The organism is Streptomyces sp. NPDC016469 (assembly GCF_040632905.1).
In the GTDB taxonomy this organism is placed as follows: Bacteria; Actinomycetota; Actinomycetes; order Streptomycetales; family Streptomycetaceae; genus Streptomyces.
Genome location: NZ_JBEYCQ010000054.1, coordinates 1 through 22998, shown reverse-complemented (window position 1 = coordinate 22998; position 22998 = coordinate 1). Strand labels below are relative to the sequence as shown.

The 22998-nt window shown below is 71.2% G+C and carries 21 protein-coding genes; 14 read left to right on the top strand and 7 right to left on the bottom strand.

Annotated features, from left to right (window positions below; translation table 11 throughout):
* Window positions 1–200 precede the first annotated feature (200 nt).
* Window positions 201–629, top strand: a complete 429-nt coding sequence (locus ABZ565_RS34090) for a Rieske (2Fe-2S) protein (protein WP_361035844.1) — start codon at window positions 201–203, stop codon at window positions 627–629.
* A 19-nt stretch (window positions 630–648) separates the two neighbouring features.
* Here ABZ565_RS34090 and ABZ565_RS34085 read toward each other — a convergent pair whose 3' ends face one another.
* Window positions 649–1575 (bottom strand): hypothetical protein, encoded by a 927-nt coding sequence (locus ABZ565_RS34085; protein WP_361035841.1) that lies wholly within the window; start codon window positions 1573–1575, stop codon window positions 649–651.
* A 227-nt stretch (window positions 1576–1802) separates the two neighbouring features.
* Between ABZ565_RS34085 and ABZ565_RS34080 the strand changes: the two genes are divergently transcribed.
* From ABZ565_RS34080 to pgi, 12 genes are all read left to right on the top strand, one after another.
* Window positions 1803–2453 (top strand): papain-like cysteine protease family protein, encoded by a 651-nt coding sequence (locus tag ABZ565_RS34080; RefSeq protein ID WP_361035838.1) that lies wholly within the window; start codon window positions 1803–1805, stop codon window positions 2451–2453.
* Window positions 2454–2457: 4 nt separating this feature from the next.
* Window positions 2458–3312 carry a hypothetical protein gene (locus ABZ565_RS34075; RefSeq protein ID WP_361035835.1) on the top strand — a complete coding sequence of 285 codons (855 nt, stop codon included), beginning with the start codon at window positions 2458–2460 and terminating at the stop codon, window positions 3310–3312.
* Between the two features lie 114 nt (window positions 3313–3426).
* Entirely contained in the window at window positions 3427–5463 is a 2037-nt protein-coding gene (gene uvrC, locus ABZ565_RS34070) for an excinuclease ABC subunit UvrC (protein ID WP_361035832.1), read from the top strand.
* The gene (rapZ, locus tag ABZ565_RS34065; protein ID WP_361035829.1) at window positions 5460–6440 is read left to right on the top strand and encodes an RNase adapter RapZ; all 981 of its coding nucleotides are present in this window, start codon (window positions 5460–5462) and stop codon (window positions 6438–6440) included. The genes uvrC and rapZ overlap by 4 nt, the downstream gene beginning before the upstream one ends.
* Complete coding sequence (gene yvcK / locus ABZ565_RS34060) at window positions 6437–7471, top strand: uridine diphosphate-N-acetylglucosamine-binding protein YvcK (protein ID WP_361035826.1); 1035 nt, start codon at window positions 6437–6439, stop codon at window positions 7469–7471. Before rapZ ends, yvcK begins: the two co-directional genes overlap by 4 nt.
* Window positions 7462–8451, top strand: a complete 990-nt coding sequence (whiA, locus tag ABZ565_RS34055) for a DNA-binding protein WhiA (RefSeq protein ID WP_018104603.1) — start codon at window positions 7462–7464, stop codon at window positions 8449–8451. Before yvcK ends, whiA begins: the two co-directional genes overlap by 10 nt.
* 260 nt (window positions 8452–8711) lie before the next feature.
* The gene (gene gap, locus ABZ565_RS34050; protein WP_073968324.1) at window positions 8712–9722 is read left to right on the top strand and encodes a type I glyceraldehyde-3-phosphate dehydrogenase; all 1011 of its coding nucleotides are present in this window, start codon (window positions 8712–8714) and stop codon (window positions 9720–9722) included.
* Window positions 9723–9833: 111 nt separating this feature from the next.
* Window positions 9834–11045 carry a phosphoglycerate kinase gene (locus ABZ565_RS34045; RefSeq protein ID WP_361035822.1) on the top strand — a complete coding sequence of 404 codons (1212 nt, stop codon included), beginning with the start codon at window positions 9834–9836 and terminating at the stop codon, window positions 11043–11045.
* Between the two features lie 6 nt (window positions 11046–11051).
* Entirely contained in the window at window positions 11052–11828 is a 777-nt protein-coding gene (gene tpiA / locus ABZ565_RS34040) for a triose-phosphate isomerase (RefSeq protein ID WP_361035819.1), read from the top strand.
* Window positions 11829–11939: 111 nt separating this feature from the next.
* On the top strand, window positions 11940–12176 hold the full coding sequence (gene secG, locus ABZ565_RS34035) for a preprotein translocase subunit SecG (RefSeq protein WP_018104607.1): 237 nt from the start codon (window positions 11940–11942) through the stop codon (window positions 12174–12176).
* Between the two features lie 109 nt (window positions 12177–12285).
* Entirely contained in the window at window positions 12286–12621 is a 336-nt protein-coding gene (locus ABZ565_RS34030; protein WP_073864697.1) for an RNA polymerase-binding protein RbpA, read from the top strand.
* 151 nt (window positions 12622–12772) lie between these two features.
* Window positions 12773–14425 carry a glucose-6-phosphate isomerase gene (pgi, locus tag ABZ565_RS34025; RefSeq protein ID WP_361035814.1) on the top strand — a complete coding sequence of 551 codons (1653 nt, stop codon included), beginning with the start codon at window positions 12773–12775 and terminating at the stop codon, window positions 14423–14425.
* Window positions 14426–14468: 43 nt separating this feature from the next.
* Here the strand turns inward: pgi and ABZ565_RS34020 are convergent, their stop codons facing one another.
* The 6 genes from ABZ565_RS34020 to tkt form a co-directional block, all read right to left on the bottom strand.
* Window positions 14469–14825 carry a VOC family protein gene (locus tag ABZ565_RS34020; RefSeq protein WP_361035811.1) on the bottom strand — a complete coding sequence of 119 codons (357 nt, stop codon included), beginning with the start codon at window positions 14823–14825 and terminating at the stop codon, window positions 14469–14471.
* Between the two features lie 96 nt (window positions 14826–14921).
* Window positions 14922–15707, bottom strand: coding sequence for a 6-phosphogluconolactonase (pgl, locus tag ABZ565_RS34015; RefSeq protein ID WP_164401360.1), 786 nt, complete (start codon window positions 15705–15707; stop codon window positions 14922–14924).
* A complete protein-coding gene (opcA, locus tag ABZ565_RS34010; protein ID WP_361035807.1) occupies window positions 15704–16714 on the bottom strand; it encodes a glucose-6-phosphate dehydrogenase assembly protein OpcA in 1011 nt (336 codons plus the stop codon). The genes pgl and opcA overlap by 4 nt, the downstream gene beginning before the upstream one ends.
* On the bottom strand, window positions 16711–18243 hold the full coding sequence (gene zwf, locus ABZ565_RS34005; protein ID WP_361035804.1) for a glucose-6-phosphate dehydrogenase: 1533 nt from the start codon (window positions 18241–18243) through the stop codon (window positions 16711–16713). Before zwf ends, opcA begins: the two co-directional genes overlap by 4 nt.
* Before the next feature lie 5 nt (window positions 18244–18248).
* Window positions 18249–19367 (bottom strand): transaldolase, encoded by a 1119-nt coding sequence (tal, locus tag ABZ565_RS34000; protein ID WP_361035801.1) that lies wholly within the window; start codon window positions 19365–19367, stop codon window positions 18249–18251.
* Window positions 19368–19401: 34 nt separating this feature from the next.
* The gene (gene tkt / locus ABZ565_RS33995) at window positions 19402–21489 is read right to left on the bottom strand and encodes a transketolase (RefSeq protein WP_361035798.1); all 2088 of its coding nucleotides are present in this window, start codon (window positions 21487–21489) and stop codon (window positions 19402–19404) included.
* Between the two features lie 470 nt (window positions 21490–21959).
* Here tkt and ABZ565_RS33990 point away from each other — a divergent pair, with 470 nt between their 5' ends.
* Window positions 21960–22913, top strand: a complete 954-nt coding sequence (locus tag ABZ565_RS33990; RefSeq protein WP_361035795.1) for a heme o synthase — start codon at window positions 21960–21962, stop codon at window positions 22911–22913.
* Window positions 22914–22998: the final 85 nt, after the last annotated feature.

Here is a 22998-nt window from a genome sequence, read left to right as displayed (position 1 = left end):
GTTCGGCGAGGACGACTACATCCTGCGGGCGGTCGGGGGCCGCCGCCTCGCCGCGTTCCCGCCCTCCGCGAGCCACGACCGGCCCGCGCGCGGGGGCGTCCGTCTCCGCCGGTATCGTCGGTTACGTCACCGATGCCGAGGCCGCCCCGGGCAGCTCCGGCACGGTTTCCCGATCTGACCGCCCGACCCGTGGAGACCGCATGTCCGGCCAGCCCGCCGCCCGCCGCACCGTGCTGAAGGGCGCCGCTCTCGCGGGCGTCGCCGGGCTGGGAGCCGCCGCCTGCTCGACCGACTCGAAGCTCGGCCACGCCCAGACGCCGACCCCCACCGCCCCCGTCGAGCTCGGCACGCCCGACGAGATCCCCGTCGGCCAGTCCAAGCTCTACCGGGAGCAGCGCGTCGTCGTGACCTGCCCGGCCAAGGGGGAGTTCAAGGCGTTCAGCGCCCAGTGCACCCACGCCGGCTGTCTGCTGGACAAGGTCGAGAAGAACGAGGGCCACTGCCCCTGCCACGGCAGCCGCTTCGACACCACGACCGGCAAGGCCCTGCACGGCCCCGCGACCGTGCCGCTGCCCGCCGTCCCGGTCCGCGTCGAGGGCGGGAAGCTGATCGCGGGGCCCGACGCCTGATCCGGGAATCGCTCCCGGTCTACTCCCAGTCCCAGTCGATCCCCACCAGCCCCGGCCGCACCCCCTGCTCCACCAGATGCACGGTCCGGTGCCGGCCGGTCAGCGTGAGCTCCGCCCGGGCGCCCCGGGGCGCGCCGGCCGACGCCTGGGCGAAGCTCCGGCACCGTACCGGCAGCGCCTCCTCGGCGAAGCCGACCTGGAGCACGTACTGCCCGCCGCCGAAGGTGAAGCCGCGCATGTACTCGCCGCAGGGCCCGCCCGTGCCGTCCTCGAAGCCGTAGCCGAAGAGGTACGTGTCGCCCGCCCGCAGCCGGGTGTCGAACAGCAGCTCCGCGACCAGGACGCCCGTCTCGCGGTCCCAGCGGACCCGGCCCGTCCGGCAGTTCTCCCGGGCGCGCACCGCGACCCGCGCCGGATCGCACCCCGGGTCCCCGACGTACACCGCGAGATAGCGGTCGATGCCGTCCCGGTGGGCGCGCACCACGTGCTGGGAGGTCCGTTGCTGCATCTGGCGGCCCGGCCCGATCCGTACCCGCTCCTGGTGGCCCACCGTGTGCAGCCCGCCGTCCGCCGGTGACTCCAGCCCCGCGAGCAGCCGCTCCACGACCCCGGAGGTCTCCACCAGCGAGCGGTACGTGCGCGCGGGCGGGCGCTCGGTGTCCGGGCGGGGTTCCTCGGCGTCCAGGAGGCCGAGGAGCGAGTTCGGCGGCAGGGCGAGGACCTCCTCCAGGGCCTTCACGGCGCGCAGCGACTCCGGGCGCTGCGGGCGGCGGGCACCCTGCTGCCAGTAACTCAGGCTGGTCACGCCGAGCTTGATCCCCCTGTGCGCCAGATGGTGCCGGACCCGCTGGAGCGGCAGCCCGCGCACCGACAGCGCGGTACGCAGGGCCAGGTGGAACGGTCCGGTGTGCAGCACCTGCGCCAGTTCGGCCTCGGTGTGCCGCATGGGTCCTCCAGGTGAACGTTCACGCCGGCCGGGCACGGGGCCGCGGCGGCGGGTGCCGGTCCGCAGGTGGTCGGGGGCGCGCGTTCACACCTCGGCCCCGGGCGTTCACACCGCGGTGTTCACCCGCATTCAAGCGCGTTGACCCGTCCCCGACAACGGTTGATGCTCCTCCACAGCGTCCGGACGCGCTCCTCGGAACCCCCACCCCCCGCCCCGGGAGGAACGCCATGCGCAACCCAGGAACCAGGCCGGCCCGGCTGTCGGTGACAGCCGTACTGGCCGCCGTGCTGCTCGCCGTCCCCACGGCGACCGCCACCGCCGCCGACCAGCCCCGCACCGCCACCGCCTCGGTCCGGGCCGCCGACCGGACCGCGGCCGCCCCGACGGCCGCCCTCGCCGCCACCAGGCGGCTGAACATCACGATGCAGGCGCAGCAGAAGTCCAACTGGTGCTGGGCCGCGTCCGGCAACACCATCGCCACCTGGTTCGGCCGCGACTACAGCCAGAACCAGTTCTGCAACGCCGCCTTCGGCCGCGCCCAGGGGTACGAGTGCCCCAACTCGCAGGCCGCCCTCGACAACGTGCAGAACGCCCTGTACTGGGCGGGCATCAGCCCCGGCTCGTACGTCAACGGCTGGCTGCGCTACTCCACCGTGCAGACGGAGATAGCCGCCGGACGCCCGGTCGAGACCCGCATCCAGTGGTCGTCGGGCGGCGGCCACATGCACGTGCTGTACGGCTACGACGACGCCAACAGCCTCGTCTACTGGGGCGACCCCTGGCCCTCCAGCAACCGCTACAACTGGGCCTCGCACGCCTGGTACGTGAACAACAGCGAGTTCTCCTGGACCCACTCGCTCTACCGGATCGGGGCGTGACGCCATGACCACCACCAGTTTCCGGCCCGCCCGCCGCCCCCTCGCCGCCGCCCTGGCCGCCGCCGGTGTCCTCGCCGGCACGGCCCTGCTCACCGCCGCCCCGCAGGCGGCCGCGGCAGACGGCCCCCGGACCGGCCCCGCCGCCCTGGCCGCGGCCCACGAGGCGGCCACCGACACCACCACCCTGAACACCCTGTCCCGGTTCTTCGCCCGCGAGGGCGCCGTCAGCGAGAAGGCCGCCGCACCCCGCATCCAGGGCGAGGCCGTGCCCGTGCGCACCCTGTCCGCCGCGTTCGTCGCGGGTGAGCAGGGCGCCCCCGTCGCCTCCGTCGACTACCTGGCCAGCACCGCCGTCTCCTCGGACGGGCAGAAGGCGTCGCTCTGGACGCTGCCCGAGCCCGGCAGGGGCGGGGACTGGCAGGTGGTGAACATCGCCACCGGCGACGACGAGGCGCGCTACTCCGAGGCGGGCGCCCGCAAGCTGCCCGGCGGCCTCGTCTTCCACGAGCCTCAGATCGACGCCTGGTACGTGCAGAAGGGCGACCGGGTCCTCCCGCTCGACCGGGACGCCGTCCGGGCGGTCGGCAAGCGGGGGACGACGCTCTCCGCCTACCGCACCCGGGTCCACGCGGCCTACGCGGACAAGCTCCCCGGCTCCGCGTACGCCCGCAAGGGCGAGGCGGGCGGCTACGGGCCCGGGGCGGAGGAGCGTTCCGGCCCCGCCATCGCCGCGGCCTCCACCTCCACCGGGTCCGCCCTGACCGCGGGTTCCACCGCGGCCGCCGGGGGCGCCGTCGCCGTACTCGCCCTGGGCGGCGTCGCCGCCCTGCGCCTGAGGGGCCGCCGCCGGACCGGGTGAACCGGGGCCCGGCCCATGACCCGCGCTCCGGGACAGGTGACCCCACCCCTGCCCCGGAGCGCGGCGCCGTCCGGCCGCACCGCGCTGTCACTGCCCGCAAGTAGGGTGGGGAGCATGGCAGACCCCTCCAGCTACCGCCCCAAGCCGGGACAGATCCCCGACTCCCCGGGGGTCTACAAATTCCGCGACGAGCACCGCCGGGTGATCTACGTCGGGAAGGCCAAGAACCTGCGCCAGCGTCTGGCCAACTACTTCCAGGACCTGGCCGGTCTGCATCCGCGTACGCGCACGATGGTGACCACGGCCGCCTCCGTGGAGTGGACCGTGGTGTCCACCGAGGTCGAGGCGCTCCAGCTGGAGTACTCCTGGATCAAGGAGTTCGACCCCCGGTTCAACGTCAAGTACCGCGACGACAAGAGCTATCCGTACCTCGCGGTCACGCTGAACGAGGAGTTCCCCCGCGTCCAGGTGATGCGCGGCGCCAAGAAGAAGGGCGTGCGCTACTTCGGTCCGTACGGGCACGCCTGGGCGATCCGCGAGACGGTCGACCTGATGCTCCGCGTCTTCCCCGTCCGCACCTGCTCCGCCGGAGTCTTCAAGAACGCCGCGCGGACCGGCCGCCCCTGCCTCCTCGGCTACATCGGCAAGTGCTCGGCCCCCTGCGTCGGCCGCGTCACCCCCGAGGAACACCGCGAACTGGCCGACGACTTCTGCGACTTCATGGCCGGCCGCACCGGCACGTACATCCGCCGCCTGGAGAAGGACATGATGGCGGCCGCCGAGGAGATGGAGTACGAGCGGGCCGCGCGGCTGCGCGACGACGTCGAGGCCCTGAAGCGCGCGATGGAGAAGAGCGCCGTCGTCCTCGCCGACGCCACCGACGCCGACCTCATCGCGGTCGCCGAGGACGAGCTGGAGGCCGCCGTCCAGATCTTCCACGTGCGCGGCGGCCGGGTCCGCGGCCAGCGCGGCTGGGTCACCGACAAGGTGGAGAACGTCGACACCTCCGGCCTCGTGGAGCACGCCCTCCAGCAGCTGTACGGGGAGGAGAGCGGCGACGCCGTCCCCAAGGAGGTCCTGGTCCCGGCCCTGCCCGAGGACCCCGAGGCGGTCTCCCAGTGGCTCGCGGACCGGCGCGGCTCCCAGGTCAGCCTGCGCATCCCGCAGCGCGGCGACAAGAAGGACCTGATGGTCACCGTCCAGCGCAACGCCCAGCAGGCGCTCGGTCTGCACAAGACCAAGCGCGCCTCCGACCTCACCACCCGCTCCAGGGCCCTGGAGGAGATCGCCGGGGCCCTGGACCTCGACACCGCCCCGCTGCGCATCGAGTGCTTCGACATCTCCCACCTCCAGGGCGAGGACGTCGTCGCGTCCATGGTGGTCTTCGAGGACGGTCTCGCCCGCAAGGGGGAGTACCGCCGCTTCCAGATCAAGGGCTTCGAGGGGCAGGACGACGTCCGCTCGATGCACGAGGTGATCAGCCGCCGTTTCCGCCGCTACCTCCAGGACAAGGAGCGCACCGGCGAGTGGGAGGAGACGCCGGCGCCCACCGGTCCCGTCCCGGCGGTCCCGGACGACGGCGACGGGGGCGCCCCGGCCGCCGGAGAGGCCCGTGAGGACGACGGCCGCCCCAAGCGCTTCGCGTACCCGCCGCAACTCCTCGTCGTGGACGGCGGGCAGCCGCAGGTCGCCGCCGCCAAGCGGGCCCTGGACGAGCTGGGCATCGACGACATCGCCGTCTGCGGTCTCGCCAAGCGCCTCGAAGAGGTCTGGCTGCCCGATGACGACGACCCGGTGGTCCTGCCCCGCTCCAGCGAGGGCCTGTACCTCCTCCAGCGCATCCGCGACGAGGCGCACCGCTTCGCCATCACCTACCAGCGCGCCAAGCGGGCCAAGCGCATCCGCGCCAGCCCGCTGGACGCCGTCCCCGGCCTGGGGGACACCCGGAAGCAGGCCCTGATCAAGCATTTCGGCTCCGTCAAGAAGCTGAGGCAGGCGACAATCGAGGAGATCTGCGAGGTTCCCGGGATAGGCCGCAGGACAGCGGAGTCCGTGGCCGTCGCCCTCGCGGCGGCCGCCCCGGCCGCACCCGCCGTGAACACGGCCACAGGAGAGATCATGGAAGAGGACGACGGGGGCAGCACGACATGACCGAGCACGAACGAACCGAGCACGAGCCCGAACACGGGCACGACCGCACGGACCGAGCAGACGGAGCAGCACACGTGAGTACGGGCACCCCGACCGAGACGGGCGACGCCGTGGCGGCCATCCCGGAGCTGGTGATCATCTCCGGTATGTCCGGCGCCGGGCGCAGCACCGCGGCCAAGTGTCTGGAGGACCTCGGCTGGTTCGTCGTGGACAACCTGCCGCCCGCGCTGATCCCCACCATGGTGGAGCTCGGCGCCCGCTCCCAGGGCAACGTGGCCCGGATCGCCGTCGTGGTCGACGTGCGGGGCCGCCGCTTCTTCGACAACCTGCGCGAATCCCTCGCCGACCTGGACGCCAAGGGCGTCACCCGCCGGGTGGTCTTCCTGGAGTCCTCCGACGACGCCCTGGTCCGCCGCTTCGAGTCGGTCCGCCGCCCCCACCCGCTCCAGGGCGACGGCCGCATCGTGGACGGCATCGCCGCCGAGCGCGACCTGCTGCGCGAGCTGCGCGGCGACGCCGACCTGGTGATCGACACCTCCAGCCTCAATGTCCACGAGCTGCGCGCCAAGATGGACGCCCAGTTCGCCGGCGACGAGGAGCCGGAGCTGCGTGCCACCGTGATGTCGTTCGGCTTCAAGTACGGCCTGCCGGTCGACGCCGACCTGGTGGTCGACTGCCGCTTCCTGCCGAATCCGCACTGGGTGCCGGAGCTGCGCCCCTTCACCGGGCTCAACGAGGAGGTCTCCTCGTACGTCTTCGACCAGCCCGGCGCCAAGGAATTCCTCAACCAGTACACCGAGCTGCTCCAGCTCGTCGCCGCCGGCTACCGCCGCGAGGGCAAGCGCTATGTGACCATCGCGGTGGGCTGCACGGGCGGCAAGCACCGCTCGGTGGCCATGTCCGAGAAGCTGGCGGCCCGGCTCGCCACGGAGGGGATCGAGACCGTGCTCGTACACAGGGACATGGGGCGCGAGTGAGCAGTCGCAATCTGCGCCTGCGCCGGCTGCGGGGCACGGCGCCCGCACTCTCCGTGCGCAAGCGCGGCGCCCAGCCCAAGGTCGTCGCCCTCGGCGGCGGCCGGGGCCTGTCGGCCTCCCTCACCGCGCTGCGCCGGATCACCGGCGATCTGACCGCCGTGGTCACCGTCGCCGACGACGGCGGCTCCAGCGGGCGGCTGCGCGAGGAGCTGGGCGTGCTGCCGCCCGGCGACCTGCGCAAGGCGCTGGCCGCCCTGTGCGGCGACGACGAGTGGGGCCAGACCTGGGCCCAGGTCATCCAGCACCGCTTCCAGTCCAAGGGCGACCTGCACGAGCACGCGGTCGGCAATCTGCTGATCGTCGCCCTCTGGGAGCAGCTGGGCGACCACGTCCAGGCCCTGGACCTGGTCGGCAAGCTGCTCGGCGCGCACGGCCGGGTGCTGCCCATGTCCGCCGTGCCGCTGGAGCTCCAGGCCCTCGTCAAGGGCCACGACCCGGACCGCCCGGAGGACGTGGACACCGTGCGCGGCCAGGCCACCGTCGCCCTCACCCCGGGCGAGGTCCAGTCCGTGCACCTGGTCCCCGCCGACCCGCCGGCCGTCCCCGAGGCGGTCGCCGCCGTCCGGGACGCGGACTGGGTGGTCCTCGGCCCCGGCTCCTGGTTCTCCTCGGTCATCCCGCACCTGCTCGTCCCCGAACTGCTGGACGCGCTGATCGAGACGAAGGCCCGCAAGGTCCTCTCGCTGAATCTCGCACCGCAGCCCGGTGAAACAGAAGGCTTCTCACCGCAGCGTCATTTGGAGGTTTTGGGACGACACGCCCCTAAACTCGCCCTGGACGTGGTGCTGGCCGACGAGGCCGCCGTGCCCGACCGCGAGTCACTCGCCGACGCAGCCAAACGGCTCGGTGCCGCGGTCGAGCTGGCGCCCGTGGCCTCACCCGACGGCGTTCCGATCCATGATCCGGAGCTGTTGGCCGCCGCGTACGACCGTATTTTTCGGATGCATGGAAGGATCGGCCCATGGCGATGACGCCGGCGGTGAAGGACGAAGTCTCCCGGCTTCCCGTGACCCGGACCTGCTGCAGAAAGGCAGAGGTCTCGGCGATTCTCCGGTTCGCGGGCGGCCTCCACCTGGTGAGCGGCCGGATCGTGATCGAGGCGGAGCTGGACACCGCGATGGCGGCGCGCCGGCTCAAGCGGGACATCCTGGAGATCTTCGGGCACAGCTCGGAGCTGATCGTGATGGCCCCCGGCGGGCTGCGGCGCGGCTCGCGCTACGTCGTACGGGTGGTGGCGGGCGGCGACCAGCTGGCGCGCCAGACCGGGCTCGTCGACGGCCGGGGCCGCCCCATCCGCGGTCTCCCCCCGCAGGTGGTCTCGGGGGCCACCTGCGACGCCGAGGCCGCCTGGCGCGGGGCGTTCCTGGCGCACGGCTCGCTCACCGAGCCGGGCCGCTCCTCCTCGCTGGAGGTGACCTGCCCGGGCCCGGAGGCCGCGCTCGCCCTGGTCGGCGCCGCCCGCCGGCTCTCCATCGCGGCCAAGGCCCGTGAGGTGCGCGGCGTGGACCGGGTCGTCGTCCGCGACGGCGACGCGATCGGCGCCCTGCTCACCCGGCTCGGCGCCCATGAATCGGTGCTGGCCTGGGAGGAGCGCCGGATGCGCCGCGAGGTCCGGGCCACCGCCAACCGCCTCGCCAACTTCGACGACGCGAACCTGCGCCGCTCCGCCCGGGCCGCGGTCGCCGCGGGCGCCCGGGTCGGCCGCGCCCTGGAGATCCTGGGCGAGGAGGTCCCGGAGCACCTGGCGGCGGCCGGGCGGCTGCGCATGGAGCACAAGCAGGCGTCGCTGGAGGAGCTGGGCGCCCTCGCCGACCCGCCGCTGACCAAGGACGCGGTCGCGGGCCGCATCCGGCGGCTCCTCGCGATGGCCGACAAGCGCGCCCAGGACCTGGGCATCCCCGGCACGGAATCCACTCTCAGCGAAGAGCTGGCCGACGGCCTGGTCGGCTGAGCCGGGCCCGCGGCGCGCGCCCCGGGAGGGGAACGGCCCGCCGGCCCGCGGCCGTTGACGCTGCGTAATCGCCGCAGGGAAGGCCGTACGGCACCCGGAGGCCCGTACCCCTACTGGGGAGTACGGGCCTTCCGCGCGCTTTCCGGCCCCGCTCGATGTCACCCCGGCGGCTCCGGAGAGGTAGGGTCGGAGGCGGTCGGGGACATCCCATACAACTCGCCGGCGTCGAAAACCGGCGTACCTAACGAGGAGATCGGTTCGTGACGATCCGCGTAGGCATCAACGGCTTTGGCCGCATCGGTCGCAACTACTTCCGCGCGCTGCTGGAGCAGGGTGCGGACATCGAGATCGTGGCTGTCAACGACCTGGGTGACACCGCGACCACGGCCCACCTGCTGAAGTACGACACCATCCTGGGTCGTCTCAAGGCAGAGGTCAGCCACACCGCCGACACCATCACCGTCGACGGCCACACCATCAAGGTGCTCTCCGAGCGCAACCCGGCCGACATCCCCTGGGGTGAGCTGGGCGTCGACATCGTCATCGAGTCGACCGGCATCTTCACCAAGAAGGCCGACGCCGAGAAGCACATCGCCGGTGGCGCGAAGAAGGTCCTCATCTCGGCTCCGGCCAAGGACGAGGACATCACCATCGTGATGGGCGTCAACCAGGACAAGTACGACGCGGCCAACCACCACGTCATCTCCAACGCGTCCTGCACGACCAACTGTGTCGCCCCGATGGCCAAGGTTCTGGACGAGAACTTCGGCATCGTCAAGGGCCTCATGACGACGGTCCACGCGTACACCAACGACCAGCGCATCCTGGACTTCCCGCACTCGGACCTGCGCCGCGCCCGCGCCGCCGCCGAGAACATCATCCCGACCACGACCGGCGCCGCCAAGGCGACCGCCCTGGTCCTGCCGCAGCTCAAGGGCAAGCTCGACGGCATCGCGATGCGCGTCCCGGTCCCGACCGGTTCGGCCACCGACCTGGTCGTGACCCTCCAGCGCGAGGTCACCAAGGACGAGGTCAACGCCGCGTTCAAGAAGGCCGCCGACGACGGCGACCTCAAGGGCATCCTGTACTACACCGAGGACCCGATCGTGTCCTCGGACATCGTCAGCGACCCGGCGTCCTGCACCTTCGACTCCTCCCTGACGATGGTCCAGGAGGGCAACACGGTGAAGATCCTCGGCTGGTACGACAACGAGTGGGGCTACTCCAACCGTCTCGTGGACCTCACCGTCTTCGTCGGCGGCCAGCTCTGAGCACCGCCGCACCGGCAGGCATCTCGATGTGAGCACGGGGCTCGAACAGCGCGACGCTGCGCTGTTCGAGCCCCCTCGCATGCTCACTCGTCCTCCAAGGAGTCCAGACAGATGAAGACGATCGACGCACTTCTCGCCGAAGGGGTCGCCGGCAAGCGGGTATTCGTCCGCGCCGACCTCAACGTGCCGCTGAGCGGCACCACCATCACCGACGACGGCCGCATCCGCGCCGTCACCCCGACCGTCCGGAAGCTCGCCGAGGCCGGCGCCCGGGTCGTCGTCGCCTCGCACCTGGGCCGCCCCAAGGGCGCCCCGGACCCGGCGTTCTCGCTGGCCCCCGCCGCCACCCGGCTCGGCGAACTGCTCGGCGCCGACGTGGCGTTCGCGACCGACACGGTCGGCGAGTCCGCCCGCGCCACGGTCGCCGCGCTCACCGACGGCCAGGTCGCGGTCATCGAGAACCTCCGCTTCAACCCCGGCGAGACCTCCAAGGACGACACCGAGCGCGGCGCGTTCGCCGACCAGCTGTCCGAGCTGGCCGACCTGTACGTGGGCGACGGCTTCGGCGCCGTCCACCGCAAGCACGCCTCGGTCTTCGACCTCCCGGCCCGCCTCCCGCACGCCGCGGGCGACCTCATCGCCACCGAGGTCGGCGTCCTGAAGAAGCTCACCGACGACGTCCAGCGTCCCTACGCGGTGGTCCTCGGCGGCGCCAAGGTCTCCGACAAGCTGGGCGTCATCGACCATCTGCTGGAGCGCGCCGACCGCATCCTCATCGGCGGCGGCATGGCGTACACCTTCCTCAAGGCCCAGGGCCACGAGGTCGGCAGCTCGCTGCTCCAGGAGGACCAGATCCCCGCGGTCCAGGAGTACCTGCGGCGCGCCGAGGCGAAGGGTGTGGAGTTCGTGCTCCCCGTCGACGTCGTCGTCGCGCCCGCCTTCCCGGACCTGAAGACCAAGGCCCCGGCCCACCCGGACACCGTCCCCGCCGACGCCATGCCGGCCGGGCAGATGGGCCTGGACAACGGTCCGGAGACCAACAAGCTCTACGCATCGAAGCTCGCCGACGCGGCCACCGTCTTCTGGAACGGCCCGATGGGCGTCTTCGAGCACCCCGACTTCGCCGAGGGCACCCGGGCCGTCGCCCAGGCCCTCGTCGACTCCTCGGGCTTCAGCGTGGTCGGCGGTGGCGACTCCGCCGCCGCGGTCCGCATCCTGGGCTTCGACGAGAACGCGTTCGGACACATCTCGACCGGTGGCGGCGCCAGCCTCGAATACCTCGAGGGCAAGACGCTTCCCGGCCTCGCCGCTCTGGAGGACTGACCTTTCATGACCACTCGCACCCCGCTGATGGCGGGCAACTGGAAGATGAACCTCAACCACCTCGAGGCCATCGCGCACGTCCAGAAGCTCGCCTTCGCCCTGGCCGACAAGGACTACGACGCCGTAGAGGTCGCCGTCCTGCCGCCCTTCACCGACCTGCGCTCCGTGCAGACGCTGGTCGACGGCGACAAGCTGAAGATCAAGTACGGCGCCCAGGACATCTCGGCGCACGACTCCGGCGCGTACACCGGTGAGATCTCCGGCCCCATGCTCGCCAAGCTGAAGTGCACCTTCGTCGCCGTCGGCCACAGCGAGCGCCGCCAGTACCACGGCGAGTCCGACGAGGTCTGCAACGCCAAGGTGAAGGCCGCGTACAAGCACGGCCTGACCCCGATCCTCTGCGTCGGCGAGGGCCTGGACGTCCGCAAGGCCGGCGAGCAGGTCGCGTACACCCTCGCGCAGCTCGACGGCGCCCTGAAGGACATCCCGGCCGAGCAGGCCGAGTCCATCGTGGTCGCCTACGAGCCGGTCTGGGCCATCGGCACCGGCGAGGTCGCCACCCCGGAGGACGCTCAGGAGGTCTGCGGTGCGATCCGCGTCCGCCTCGCCGAGCTGTACTCGCAGGAGCTGGCCGACGCGGTCCGCATCCAGTACGGCGGCTCGGTGAAGTCCGGCAACGTGGCCGCGATCATGGCCCAGCCCGACGTCGACGGCGCCCTGATCGGCGGCGCGGCGCTCGACGCGGACGAGTTCGTCAAGATCGTCCGCTTCCGCGACCAGTGAGTATGCGGTAGCGCGGATCCGTCGTACCCTTGCGGGGGCCGGGGAGGGCGACCTCCCGGCCCCCGTTGTTCGTCACACGCAGTCGGTATTTCCGGAAAGTAGGGACCAGCCGTGATTCTGGGGTTCGAGATCGCCCTGATCGTCTTCAGCCTGCTGCTGATGCTGCTGGTGCTGATGCACAAGGGCAAGGGCGGCGGTCTCTCCGACATGTTCGGTGGCGGCATGCAGTCCTCCGTCGGCGGTTCCTCGGTTGCCGAGCGCAACCTCGACCGCATCACCGTCGTGGTCGGTCTGGGCTGGTTCGCGTGCATCGTGGTGCTTGGTCTGCTCATCAAGCTCGACAACTGACCCGTCGTACGCGTTTCCCGGTGACGGTGTAACTCCTTCCCCTGGACGCGCGTTGGGCCTTACGTAGACTGGGGCATCTTCGAGCACCATCACGCAGGGAGTTACGACCGTGGCAAGTGGCAACGCGATCCGGGGAAGCCGGGTCGGGGCGGGGCCGATGGGGGAGGCCGAGCGCGGCGAGTCCGCACCACGGCTCCGCATCTCCTTCTGGTGCTCGAACGGGCACGAGACGCAGCCCAGTTTCGCCCATGACGCGCAGGTACCGGACACCTGGGACTGCCCCCGCTGCGGTTTCCCGGCAGGCCAGGACCCGGAGAGCCCGCCCGACCCGCCGCGCACCGAACCGTACAAGACGCACCTCGCGTACGTACGCGAGCGCCGCAGCGACGCGGACGGCGAGGCCATCCTCGCCGAGGCCCTGGCGAAACTGCGCGGCGAGATCTAGAGACGTTCACCGGCCGGACACCCCTCGGGTGCCCGGCCGGAATGCTTCCTCGTGCCGCAGCCTGCCGTTGTCACTGTCCGGCCGCCTGATCAATTAGGTTGGAGGGGCAGCGGGGAACTGCGGTTACGAGAGAAGTGGGCTGATGTCCGGGATGAACGCAACAAGCCGTACCAGGCTCAACCAGACGCCGGAATGGGCGGCGCTGGGCAAGCACCGTGAGCAGCTCGGGTCGACCCATCTGCGCCAGCTGTTCGCGGACGACCCGGAGCGCGGCACCGGGTACACCCTGCGGGTCGGCGACCTGCACCTCGACTACTCCAAGCACCTCGTCACCGACGAGACGCTGACGCTTCTGCGTGAACTCGCCGCGGCCACCGACGTGTTCGGACTGCGTGACGCCATGTTCCGCGGCGACAAGATCAACACCACCGAGGACCGGGCGGTCCTGCACACCGCGCTGCGCGCCCCGCGTGACGCCGTCGTCGAGGTCGACGGCGAGAACGTGGTGCCGGCCGTGCACGCGGTGCTCGACAAGATGACGGCCTTCTCCGACCGCGTCCGGTCGGGGGAGTGGACCGGCCACACCGGCAAGCCCATCAAGAACATCGTCAACATCGGCATCGGCGGCTCGGACCTGGGCCCCGCCATGGCGTACGACGTGCTGCGCTCCTTCACGGACCGCTCGCTCACCTTCCGCTTCGTCTCCAACGTGGACGGCGCCGACCTGCACGAGGCCGTCCGCGACCTCGACCCGGCCGAGACGCTGTTCATCATCGCCTCGAAGACCTTCACCACGATCGAGACGATCACCAACGCCACCTCCGCCCGCAACTGGCTCCTCACCGGCCTGCGGGCCGGTCAGGAGGCCGTCGCCAAGCACTTCGTGGCGCTGTCGACCAACGCGGAGAAGGTCGCGGACTTCGGCATCGACACGGCCAACATGTTCGAGTTCTGGGACTGGGTGGGCGGCCGCTACTCGTACGACTCCGCCATCGGCCTCTCGCTGATGATCGCCATCGGCCCGGACCGGTTCCGCGAGATGCTCGACGGCTTCCACCTCGTCGACGAGCACTTCCGGACCGCCCCGGCCGAGGAGAACGCCCCGCTGCTGCTCGGCCTGCTGGGCGTCTGGTACGGCGCGTTCTTCGACGCCCAGTCACACGCGGTGCTGCCCTACAGCCACTACCTGTCCAAGTTCACCGCGTACCTCCAGCAGCTGGACATGGAGTCCAACGGCAAGTCCGTGGACCGCGACGGCAACCCCGTCGACTGGCAGACCGGACCGGTCGTCTGGGGCACCCCCGGCACCAACGGCCAGCACGCCTACTACCAGCTGATCCACCAGGGTACGAAGGTCATCCCGGCCGACTTCATCGGCTTCGCACAGCCGGTAGAGGACCTGCTGCCCGGGCTGGTCGCCCAGCACGACCTGCTGATGGCCAACTTCTTCGCCCAGACCCAGGCCCTGGCCTTCGGCAAGACGCCGGACGAGGTGCGCGCCGAGGGCGTCCCCGAGGAGCTGGTGGCCCACAAGACGTTCCGGGGCAACCACCCCACGACGACGATCCTCGCCGACCGGCTCACCCCGTCGGTGCTCGGCCAGCTGATCGCCCTGTACGAGCACAAGGTCTTCGTCCAGGGCGCGGTCTGGAACATCGACTCCTTCGACCAGTGGGGCGTCGAACTCGGCAAGGTCCTCGCCAAGAAGATCGAGCCCGTCCTGACCGAGGGCAAGGGCGGCGAGCAGCTGGACAGCTCCACCGCCGCGCTCGTCTCCACCTACCGCGAGCTGCGCGGGCGCTGAGCCCCGCCCGGGCCCGCCGGAGCGCACCGCCCCGGCGGGCCCCTCAGCCGTGTGTCGTGTCGATGACGCAGAAGCGGTTGCCCTCCGGATCTGCCAGGACCACGAAGTCCGGGTTCTCCGGATACAGCTCCCAGTCGACCTCCGCCGCGCCCAGTGCGAGCAGCCGGGCCACCTCGGCGTCCTGCTGTTCCGTGTACAGGTCGAGGTGGACCCGGGGCACCTCCTGGACCGGGGAATCGCTGCGGCCGAGGGCGAGCCCGGCCCCGGGCCCCTCGGCGGGGACCAGGACCACCCAGTCGTCCCGGGCCGGTTCCCGCTCCACGTAACCCAGGGCCGCCTTCCAGAAGGCCGCCGCGCGCGCCACGTCCGACGCGCCCATCACCACGGTTCCGATACGCATGCGGCCGAGCCTTTCACGTATCGCCCCGGGAACGCGCCGGGCCCGGCCCGCCCCGAAGGGCGAACCGGGCCCGTGGGCAGCCCCGCTGACGGGCGGTCAGGCGGAAGCCGGCGGGTACAGGGCGCGCGGGAGGCGGGAGGCCGCCGCCGCGTCCAGCAGCCACAGCGTGCGGGCGCGGCCGTACGCCCCGGCCGCCGGCGCCTGGATCTCTCCGGCCCCGGACAGGGCGATCGCGACCGCCTCCGCCTTGTCCTCGCCCGCGGCCAGCAGCCACACCTCGCGCGCCGCCCGGATGGCGGGCAGCGTCAGCGAGACCCGGACCGGCGGCGGCTTGGGCGCTCCGTGCACACCGACGACGGTGCGCTCGGTCTCCCGCACCCCGGGCAGTTCCGGGAAGAGCGAGGCGACATGCGTGTCCGGGCCGACACCCAGCATCAGCACGTCGAACTCCGGCACCGGGCCGTGGTCCTGGGGCGCGGCGGCCGCCGCCAGCTCGGCCGCGTACCCGGCGGCCGCGGCGTCGGCGTCCGGACCGTAGGGGCCGTCCGACGCCGGCATCACGTGCACCCGCGAGGGGTCCAGGGGCACGGCGTCCAGCAGGGCCTCGCGGGCCTGCGTGACGTTGCGCTCCGGATCGCCCTCCGGCAGGAACCGCTCGTCGCCCCACCACAGGTCGAGCCGCGACCAGTCGACCGCGTCCCGGGCGGGCGCGGCGGCGAGCGCGGCCAGCAGGCCGTTGCCGTTGCGCCCGCCGGTGAGCACCACCGAGGCGTCGCCGCGCGCGGCCTGGGCGTCCACGATCTTCGTGATCAGCCGGGCCGCGGCGGCCTGCGCCATCAGCTCCTTGTCGCGGTGCACGACGAGCTGCGGGACTCCGGTCACTTCGCCGCCGCCTTTTTCGCCGGGGCGGCCTTCTTCGCGGCGGGGGCCGGAGCCTCCGCCTTCGCCGACTCGCCGGAGCCCGCCTTGTGGAGGCGGTCCAGACCGAACTTCACGGTCGACTCGTAGATGTTGTCCGGGTCCAGGCGCCGCAGCTCCTCCGCGAGGAGCTCCGCCGTCTCGCGGCGCTTGAGCGCCACCGCGCGGTCCGGCTGGCCCACCATGCAGAGCGTGGCGAGCGAGCCGTCGGCCCGGTCCAGGACGATGTCGCCGTTCTTGGTGACCATCCGGACGGCCGTCAGACCGGGGCCGCCGGACGTGGTGCGCTCCACCGGGACCCCGAGCCGGTCCGCGAGCCACATGGCCAGCAGCTCGCAGCTTGGGTTGTCCGACTCGCCCTCGACCGTGGCCGAGACGATCTCCGCCGGCTGCTGGTCGAGCGCGGCGGCCAGCATCGAACGCCACGGCGTGATGCGCGTCCACGCCAGGTCCGTGTCACCGGGCCGGTACGTGGCGGCGCGCACCCCCAGCTCGTCGAGCGGGTGCTCGGCCGAGTAGGTGTCGGTGATCCGGCGCTGGGCCAGCGCGCCGAGCGCGTCCTTCGCCGGGTCGGCGGGGGAGTCCTGCGGCCACCACACCACCACCGGGGCGTCCGGCAGCAGCAGCGGCAGGACGACCGACTGGGCGTGGTTGGCCAGCTCGCCGTGGAGCCGGAGCACCACGGTCTCGCCGGAGCCCGAGTCGGAGCCGACCCGGATCTCGGCGTCGAGCCGCGCGTCGCGGCGGGTGCGCGGCGACCGGCTGAGCCGCTTGATGACCGCGATGATCCGCGAGGGGTGCTCCCGCGAGGAGTCGCTCGCCGCCTTCAGCGCGTCGTAGGCGTTCTCCTCGTCGGTGACGATGACGAGGGTGAGGACCATCCCGATCGCCGGGGCGCCGACCGCGCGCCGGGCCGAGATGAGCGCCTGGTTGATCTTGCTGGACGTGGTTTCCGTGAGATCGATCTTCATGGCCGGCGCCAGCTCCGTCCGTCGCGTGCGAGCATCTCGTCCGCCTCGGCCGGACCCCAGGTGCCGGCCGGGTACTGAGCGGGCTTGCCGTGCTTGTCCCAGTACTCCTCGATCGGGTCGAGGATGTTCCAGGAGAGCTCGACCTCCTGGTGGCGGGGGAAGAGGTTGGCGTCGCCGAGCAGGACGTCGAGGATGAGCCGCTCGTACGCCTCCGGGCTGGACTCCGTGAAGGACTCGCCGTACGCGAAGTCCATCGTGACGTCCCGCACCTCCATCGAGGTGCCGGGCACCTTGGAGCCGAACCGCACGGTGACGCCCTCGTCCGGCTGCACCCGGATGACCAGGGCGTTGCCGCCCAGCTCCTCGGTGGCGCCGGACTCGAAGGGCAGGTACGGGGCGCGCTTGAAGACGACCGCGATCTCCGTGACCCGGCGGCCGAGCCGCTTGCCGGTGCGCAGGTAGAACGGCACGCCCGCCCAGCGGCGGTTGTTGATCGTCAGCTTGATCGCGGCGAAGGTGTCGGTCTTCGACTTGGGGTCGATGCCGTCCTCCTCCAGATAGCCGAGGGCCTCCTCGCCGCCCTGCCAGGCGTGCGTGTACTGGCCGCGCACGGTGTGCTTGCCCAGGTCTTCGGGCAGCTCCACCGCCGTGAGCACCTTGAGCTTCTCGGCGACCAGGGCCTTAGGGTGGAAGGAGCCGGGCTCCTCCATCGCGGTCAGCGCGAGCAGCTGGAGCAGGTGGTTCTGGATGACGTCGCGGGCGGCGCCGATGCCGTCGTAGTATCCGGCCCGGCCGCCGATGCCGATGTCCTCGGCCATCGTGATCTGCACGTGGTCGACGTAACTGCGGTTCCAGATCGGCTCGAACATCGTGTTGGCGAAGCGGAGCGCCAGGATGTTCTGGACGGTCTCCTTGCCGAGGTAGTGGTCGATCCGGAAGACCTCGTTCGGCGGGAAGACGTCGTGCACGATCTGGTTGAGATCCTGCGCGCTCTTCAGGTCGTGGCCGAACGGCTTCTCGATGACGGCGCGGCGCCAGCTGCCTTCCTTCTGGTCGGCCAGCCCGTGCTTCTTGAGCTGCTGGACGACCTTGGGGAAGAACTTCGGCGGGACGGACAGGTAGAAGGCGAAGTTGCCGCCCGTGCCCTGCGCCTTGTCCAGCTCCTCGATCGTGGCCCTCAGGGTCTCGAAGGCCACGTCGTCGTCGAAGTTGCCCTGCACGAAGCGCATGCCCTGGCTGAGCTGCTGCCAGACCTCTTCGCGGAAGGGGGTACGGGAATGCTCCTTGACGGCGTCGTGGACGACCTGGGCGAAGTCCTCGTCCTCCCAGTCGCGGCGCGCGAAACCGATGAGCGAGAAGCCCGGCGGCAGCAGGCCGCGATTGGCCAGGTCGTAGACAGCGGGCATCAGCTTTTTACGGGACAAATCGCCCGTGACGCCAAAGATGACCAGGCCCGACGGCCCCGCGATGCGCGGGAGCCGTCGGTCCTGGGCGTCACGGAGCGGGTTGGCTCCGGGAACACCAGACAAAATGGTCAGCCCTTCGAGGGGGCGAGGCGCTGCAGCTCCGCCTCGGTCGACTTGAGCAGGTCATTCCAGGCGGCCTCGAACTTCTCGACGCCCTCGTCCTCCAGCACCTGCACGACGTCGTCGTAGTCGACGCCGAGCTTCTTGATGGTGTCGAGGTCGGCGCGCGCCTGGTCGTACGCACCGGCGACGGTGTTGCCGGTGATCTCGCCGTGGTCCGCCACCGCGTCCAGGGTCGCCTCCGGCATGGTGTTGACCGTGTTCGGCGCGACCAGGTCCACGACGTACAGGGTGTCCTTGAGCGCCGGGTCCTTCACGCCGGTCGAGGCCCACAGCGGACGCTGCTTGTTGGCGTGCGCCTTGTCCAGGGCGGCCCAGCGCTCACCGGCGAAGACCTCCTCGTACGCCTCGTAGGCCAGCCGGGCGTTGGCCAGGGCGGACTTGCCCTTCGCGGCCTTCGCCTCGTCGCCGCCGACGGCGTCCAGGCGCTTGTCGATCTCGGTGTCCACGCGGGACACGAAGAACGACGCCACCGAGTGGATCTTGGAGAGGTCCAGGCCCGCGGCCTTCGCCTTCTCCAGGCCCGCCAGGTAGGCGTCCATGACCGCGCGGTAGCGCTCCAGCGAGAAGATCAGCGTGACGTTGACGCTGATGCCCCGGGCGATCGTCTCGGTGATCGCGGGCAGGCCCGCCTTGGTCGCCGGGATCTTGATCAGCGTGTTCGGGCGGTCCACCAGCCAGGCCAGCTGCTTGGCCTCGGCGACCGTGGCCGTCGTGTCGTGCGCCAGGCGCGGGTCGACCTCGATGGAGACCCGGCCGTCCTGGCCGTCCGTCGCGTCGAAGACCGGGCGCAGGATGTCGGCCGCGTCCCGGACGTCCGCGGTGGTGATCATGCGGATCGCTTCCTCGACGGTCACCTTGCGGGCCGCGAGGTCGGCGAGCTGCTGGTCGTAGCCGTCGCCCTGCGAGATGGCCTTCTGGAAGATCGACGGGTTGGTCGTGACCCCCACGACGTGGGACTGGTCGATCAGCTCGGCCAGGTTGCCCGAGGTGATCCGCTTGCGCGAGAGGTCGTCGAGCCAGATCGCCACGCCCTCGTCGGAGAGGCGCTTGAGTGCGTCTGTCATGGGAATTGCATCTCCTACTAGTCGTATAAAGGCGTCAGCGCGTTGCGGCGGCGAGGGATTCCCGGGCGGCGGCGGCGACGTTCTCGCCGGTGAAGCCGAACTCGCGGAACAGGACCTTCGCGTCCGCCGAAGCGCCGAAGTGCTCCAGCGAGACGATCCGGCCGGCGTCCCCCACGTAGCGGTACCAGGTCAGGGCGATGCCCGCCTCGACGGCCACACGCGCCTTGACCGACGGCGGCAGGACGGAGTCCTTGTAACCCTGTTCCTGCTCCTCGAACCACTCGACACACGGCATCGACACCACACGGGTCGGAATTCCGGCCGCCTGGAGCTCCTCGCGCGCCTCGACGGCGAGCTGGACCTCGGAGCCCGTGCCGATCAGCACGACCTGCGGTTCGCCGCCCTCGGCGTCGAAGAGCACGTAGCCGCCCTTGGCCGCGTCCTCGTTCGCCTCGTAGGTCGGCACGCCCTGGCGGGTCAGCGCCAGACCGTGCGGGGCGCCCTCGCCGAACACCTTGGTGTAGCGGCGCAGGATCTCGCGCCAGGCGATGGCGGTCTCGTTGGCGTCGGCCGGGCGCACGACGTTGAGGCCCGGGATGGCGCGCAGCGAGGCCAGGTGCTCGACCGGCTGGTGGGTCGGGCCGTCCTCGCCGAGGCCGATCGAGTCGTGCGTCCACACGTAGGTCACCGGCAGGTGCATCAGTGCGGACAGGCGCACGGCGTTGCGCATGTAGTCGGAGAACACCAGGAAGGTGCCGCCGTAGATGCGGGTGTTGCCGTGCAGCGCGATGCCGTTCATGGCGGCGGCCATGGCGTGCTCGCGGATGCCGAAGTGGATCGTGCGGCCGTACGGGTCGGCCTCCGGCAGCGAGTTGCCCGCCGGGAGGAACGACGACGTCTTGTCGATCGTGGTGTTGTTCGAACCGGCCAGGTCGGCGGAGCCGCCCCACAGCTCGGGGATGATCCCGCCGAGCGCCTGGAGCACCTTGCCGGACGCGGCACGGGTGGCGACGCCCTTGCCCGTCTCGAAGACCGGCAGGCTGTCCTCCCAGCCCTTGGGCAGCTCGCCCGCGGCGATCCGGTCGAAGTCGGCGGCGCGCTCCGGGTTGGCGGCGCGCCAGGCGTCGAAGCCCTTCTGCCACTCGGCCTTCGCCTCACGGCCCCGGTCCAGGGCGCGGCGGGTGTGCGCGATGACCTCGTCGGCGACCTCGAAGGACTTCTCCGGGTCGAAGCCGAGCACCTTCTTGGTCGCGGCGACCTCGTCGTCGCCGAGCGCCGAGCCGTGCGACGCCTCGGTGTTCTGGGCGTGCGGGGCGGGCCAGGCGATGATCGAGCGGGCCGCGATGAACGACGGGCGCCCGGTCTCGGCCTTGGCGGCCAGCAGTGCGTTGTAGAGGCCCTCGGGGTCCAGGTCGCCGTTGGGCAGCTGGTCGACGCGCTGGACGTGCCAGCCGTACGCCTCGTAGCGCTTGACGGTGTCCTCGGAGACCGCGGTCTCCGTGTCGCCCTCGATGGAGATGTGGTTGTCGTCCCACAGCAGGACCAGGTTGCCCAGCTTCTGGTGGCCGGCCAGCGAGGACGCCTCGGCCGAGATGCCCTCCTGGAGGCAGCCGTCACCGGCGACGACCCACACCATGTGGTCGAACGGGGAGGTGCCGGGGGCCGCCTCCGGGTCGAACAGGCCGCGCTCGTAGCGGGCGGCCATGGCCATGCCCACCGCGTTGGCGACACCCTGGCCCAGCGGACCGGTCGTCGTCTCGACCCCGGTGGTGTGGCCGTACTCCGGGTGCCCCGGGGTCTTGGAGCCCCAGGTGCGGAACGACTTCAGGTCGTCCAGCTCCAGGCCGTAGCCGGCCAGGTAGAGCTGGATGTACAGGGTCAGGCTGCTGTGGCCCGCCGAGAGCACGAACCGGTCGCGGCCGGTCCAGTCCGCGTCCGCAGGATCGTGCCGCATCACCTTCTGGAAGATGGTGTACGCGGCGGGAGCCAGGCTCATCGCCGTGCCCGGGTGGCCGTTTCCGACTTTCTGTACGGCGTCCGCGGCGAGGACGCGGACGGTGTCCACGGCCCGCTGGTCCAATTCGGTCCACTGGAGGTCTGTGGTGGTCGGCTTGGTGCTCACCCTGAGTCAGGGCTCCTCTCCAACTGTTGTAGACCGGTGACTGTGACCGCACCGGATGCTGTCGAGCCTACCCCCGTCCGTACCCGTGTTTTCCGGCTCCTACCAGGGTGCGGGCGGCCCGCGGAATCCGCCTCCCGTATGAGCGGAAGGGCTCACCGATGGGCTTCTCCGATGAGCGCGCGGACCCACTCCTGGGCGCTCCTAAGAGCGGCCCCGAGCGCGGTTGCGGGAGCCCCGGAAGTGCCCTGGGTCACCCCCGGGCCGACCACTCCGACAGGTGTGCGTCACTCATGCGTACGAGGCACATCGCGGCCGGCCCCGCGGCACCGCCGGGACGGCTCTTCGCGCCACATCAACACGACCGCACCCCCGCGAAGGGCGGCCTGTCCCCAACGTCTACAGTGGTCGGGTTCGCGCAAGTCTTCACTGGGCCCTCATGCCCGGAGCTTGCTGGGATTTCTCTGTCAGGGGTGTGCGTGACGGCCGTCGAGTCCCGACCCGCAGGGGTCGCCTTGACTCCGAGCCCAGGGGGCCAACGCCCGTTCGGGGCCCGTGTCAAGGCATTCGTGGCACTGACCAAGCCTCGGATCATCGAGCTGTTGCTGATCACCACTGTTCCGGTGATGTTCCTGGCCGCTCAGGGTGTACCCGACCTGTGGCTCGTGCTCACTACCACCATCGGCGGCTATCTGTCCGCCGGCGGTGCCAATGCGCTGAACATGTACATCGACCGCGACATCGACGCGTTGATGGACCGGACGTCGCAGCGCCCGCTGGTCACCGGCATGGTGAGCCCGCGCGAGTGCCTGGCCTTCGGCATCGCCCTCGCGGTGGTCTCGACGGTCTGGTTCGGGCTGCTGGTCAACTGGCTGTCGGCGGCGCTGTCGCTGGGCGCCCTGCTCTTCTACGTCGTGATCTACACGATGCTGCTGAAGCGCCGCACCTCGCAGAACATCGTCTGGGGCGGCATCGCGGGCTGCATGCCGGTCCTCATCGGCTGGTCCGCCGTGACGAACGGGATGTCCTGGGCCGCGGTGATCCTCTTCGCCGTCATCTTCTTCTGGACGCCGCCGCACTACTGGCCGCTGTCGATGAAGGTCAAGGACGACTACGCGCGCGTCGGCGTCCCGATGCTCCCGGTCATCGCGTCCAACCGGGTGGTCGCCCGCCAGATCGTCGCCTACAGCTGGGTGATGGTCGCGGTGTCGCTGCTCCTCACTCCGCTGGGCTACACCGGCTGGTTCTACACGGCCGTGGCGCTGCTGACCGGCGGCTTCTGGCTCTGGGAGGCGCACGCGCTGCTCAGCCGGGCCAAGGCCGGGGTGACGGGCGCGAAGCTCAAGGAGATGCGGCTCTTCCACTGGTCGATCACCTATGTGTCGCTGCTCTTCGTGGCCGTGGCGGTGGACCCCTTCCTGCGGTAGAACCCCTGCTCCGTCCGACGGGCGGGGAGCCGGCCTCCAGACCTCGCACCGCTACGGCAACGCGAACTTCCTGGAGTCCGACTTC

Excerpts from the sequence above, each read along its gene's own strand:
- pgi (WP_361035814.1), top strand. The coding sequence starts at position 12,773 with ATGAACGCAACAAGCCGTACCAGGCTCAACCAGACGCCGGAATGGGCG.
- rapZ (WP_361035829.1), top strand. The coding sequence starts at position 5,460 with ATGACCGAGCACGAACGAACCGAGCACGAGCCCGAACACGGGCACGAC.
- tal (WP_361035801.1), bottom strand. The coding sequence starts at position 19,367 with ATGACAGACGCACTCAAGCGCCTCTCCGACGAGGGCGTGGCGATCTGG.
- tpiA (WP_361035819.1), top strand. The coding sequence starts at position 11,052 with ATGACCACTCGCACCCCGCTGATGGCGGGCAACTGGAAGATGAACCTC.
- whiA (WP_018104603.1), top strand. The coding sequence starts at position 7,462 with ATGGCGATGACGCCGGCGGTGAAGGACGAAGTCTCCCGGCTTCCCGTG.
- uvrC (WP_361035832.1), top strand. The coding sequence starts at position 3,427 with ATGGCAGACCCCTCCAGCTACCGCCCCAAGCCGGGACAGATCCCCGAC.
- opcA (WP_361035807.1), bottom strand. The coding sequence starts at position 16,714 with ATGAAGATCGATCTCACGGAAACCACGTCCAGCAAGATCAACCAGGCG.
- ABZ565_RS34090 (WP_361035844.1), top strand. The coding sequence starts at position 201 with ATGTCCGGCCAGCCCGCCGCCCGCCGCACCGTGCTGAAGGGCGCCGCT.
- ABZ565_RS34020 (WP_361035811.1), bottom strand. The coding sequence starts at position 14,825 with ATGCGTATCGGAACCGTGGTGATGGGCGCGTCGGACGTGGCGCGCGCG.
- ABZ565_RS34045 (WP_361035822.1), top strand. The coding sequence starts at position 9,834 with ATGAAGACGATCGACGCACTTCTCGCCGAAGGGGTCGCCGGCAAGCGG.
- ABZ565_RS34075 (WP_361035835.1), top strand. The coding sequence starts at position 2,458 with ATGACCACCACCAGTTTCCGGCCCGCCCGCCGCCCCCTCGCCGCCGCC.
- ABZ565_RS34085 (WP_361035841.1), bottom strand. The coding sequence starts at position 1,575 with ATGCGGCACACCGAGGCCGAACTGGCGCAGGTGCTGCACACCGGACCG.
- ABZ565_RS34080 (WP_361035838.1), top strand. The coding sequence starts at position 1,803 with ATGCGCAACCCAGGAACCAGGCCGGCCCGGCTGTCGGTGACAGCCGTA.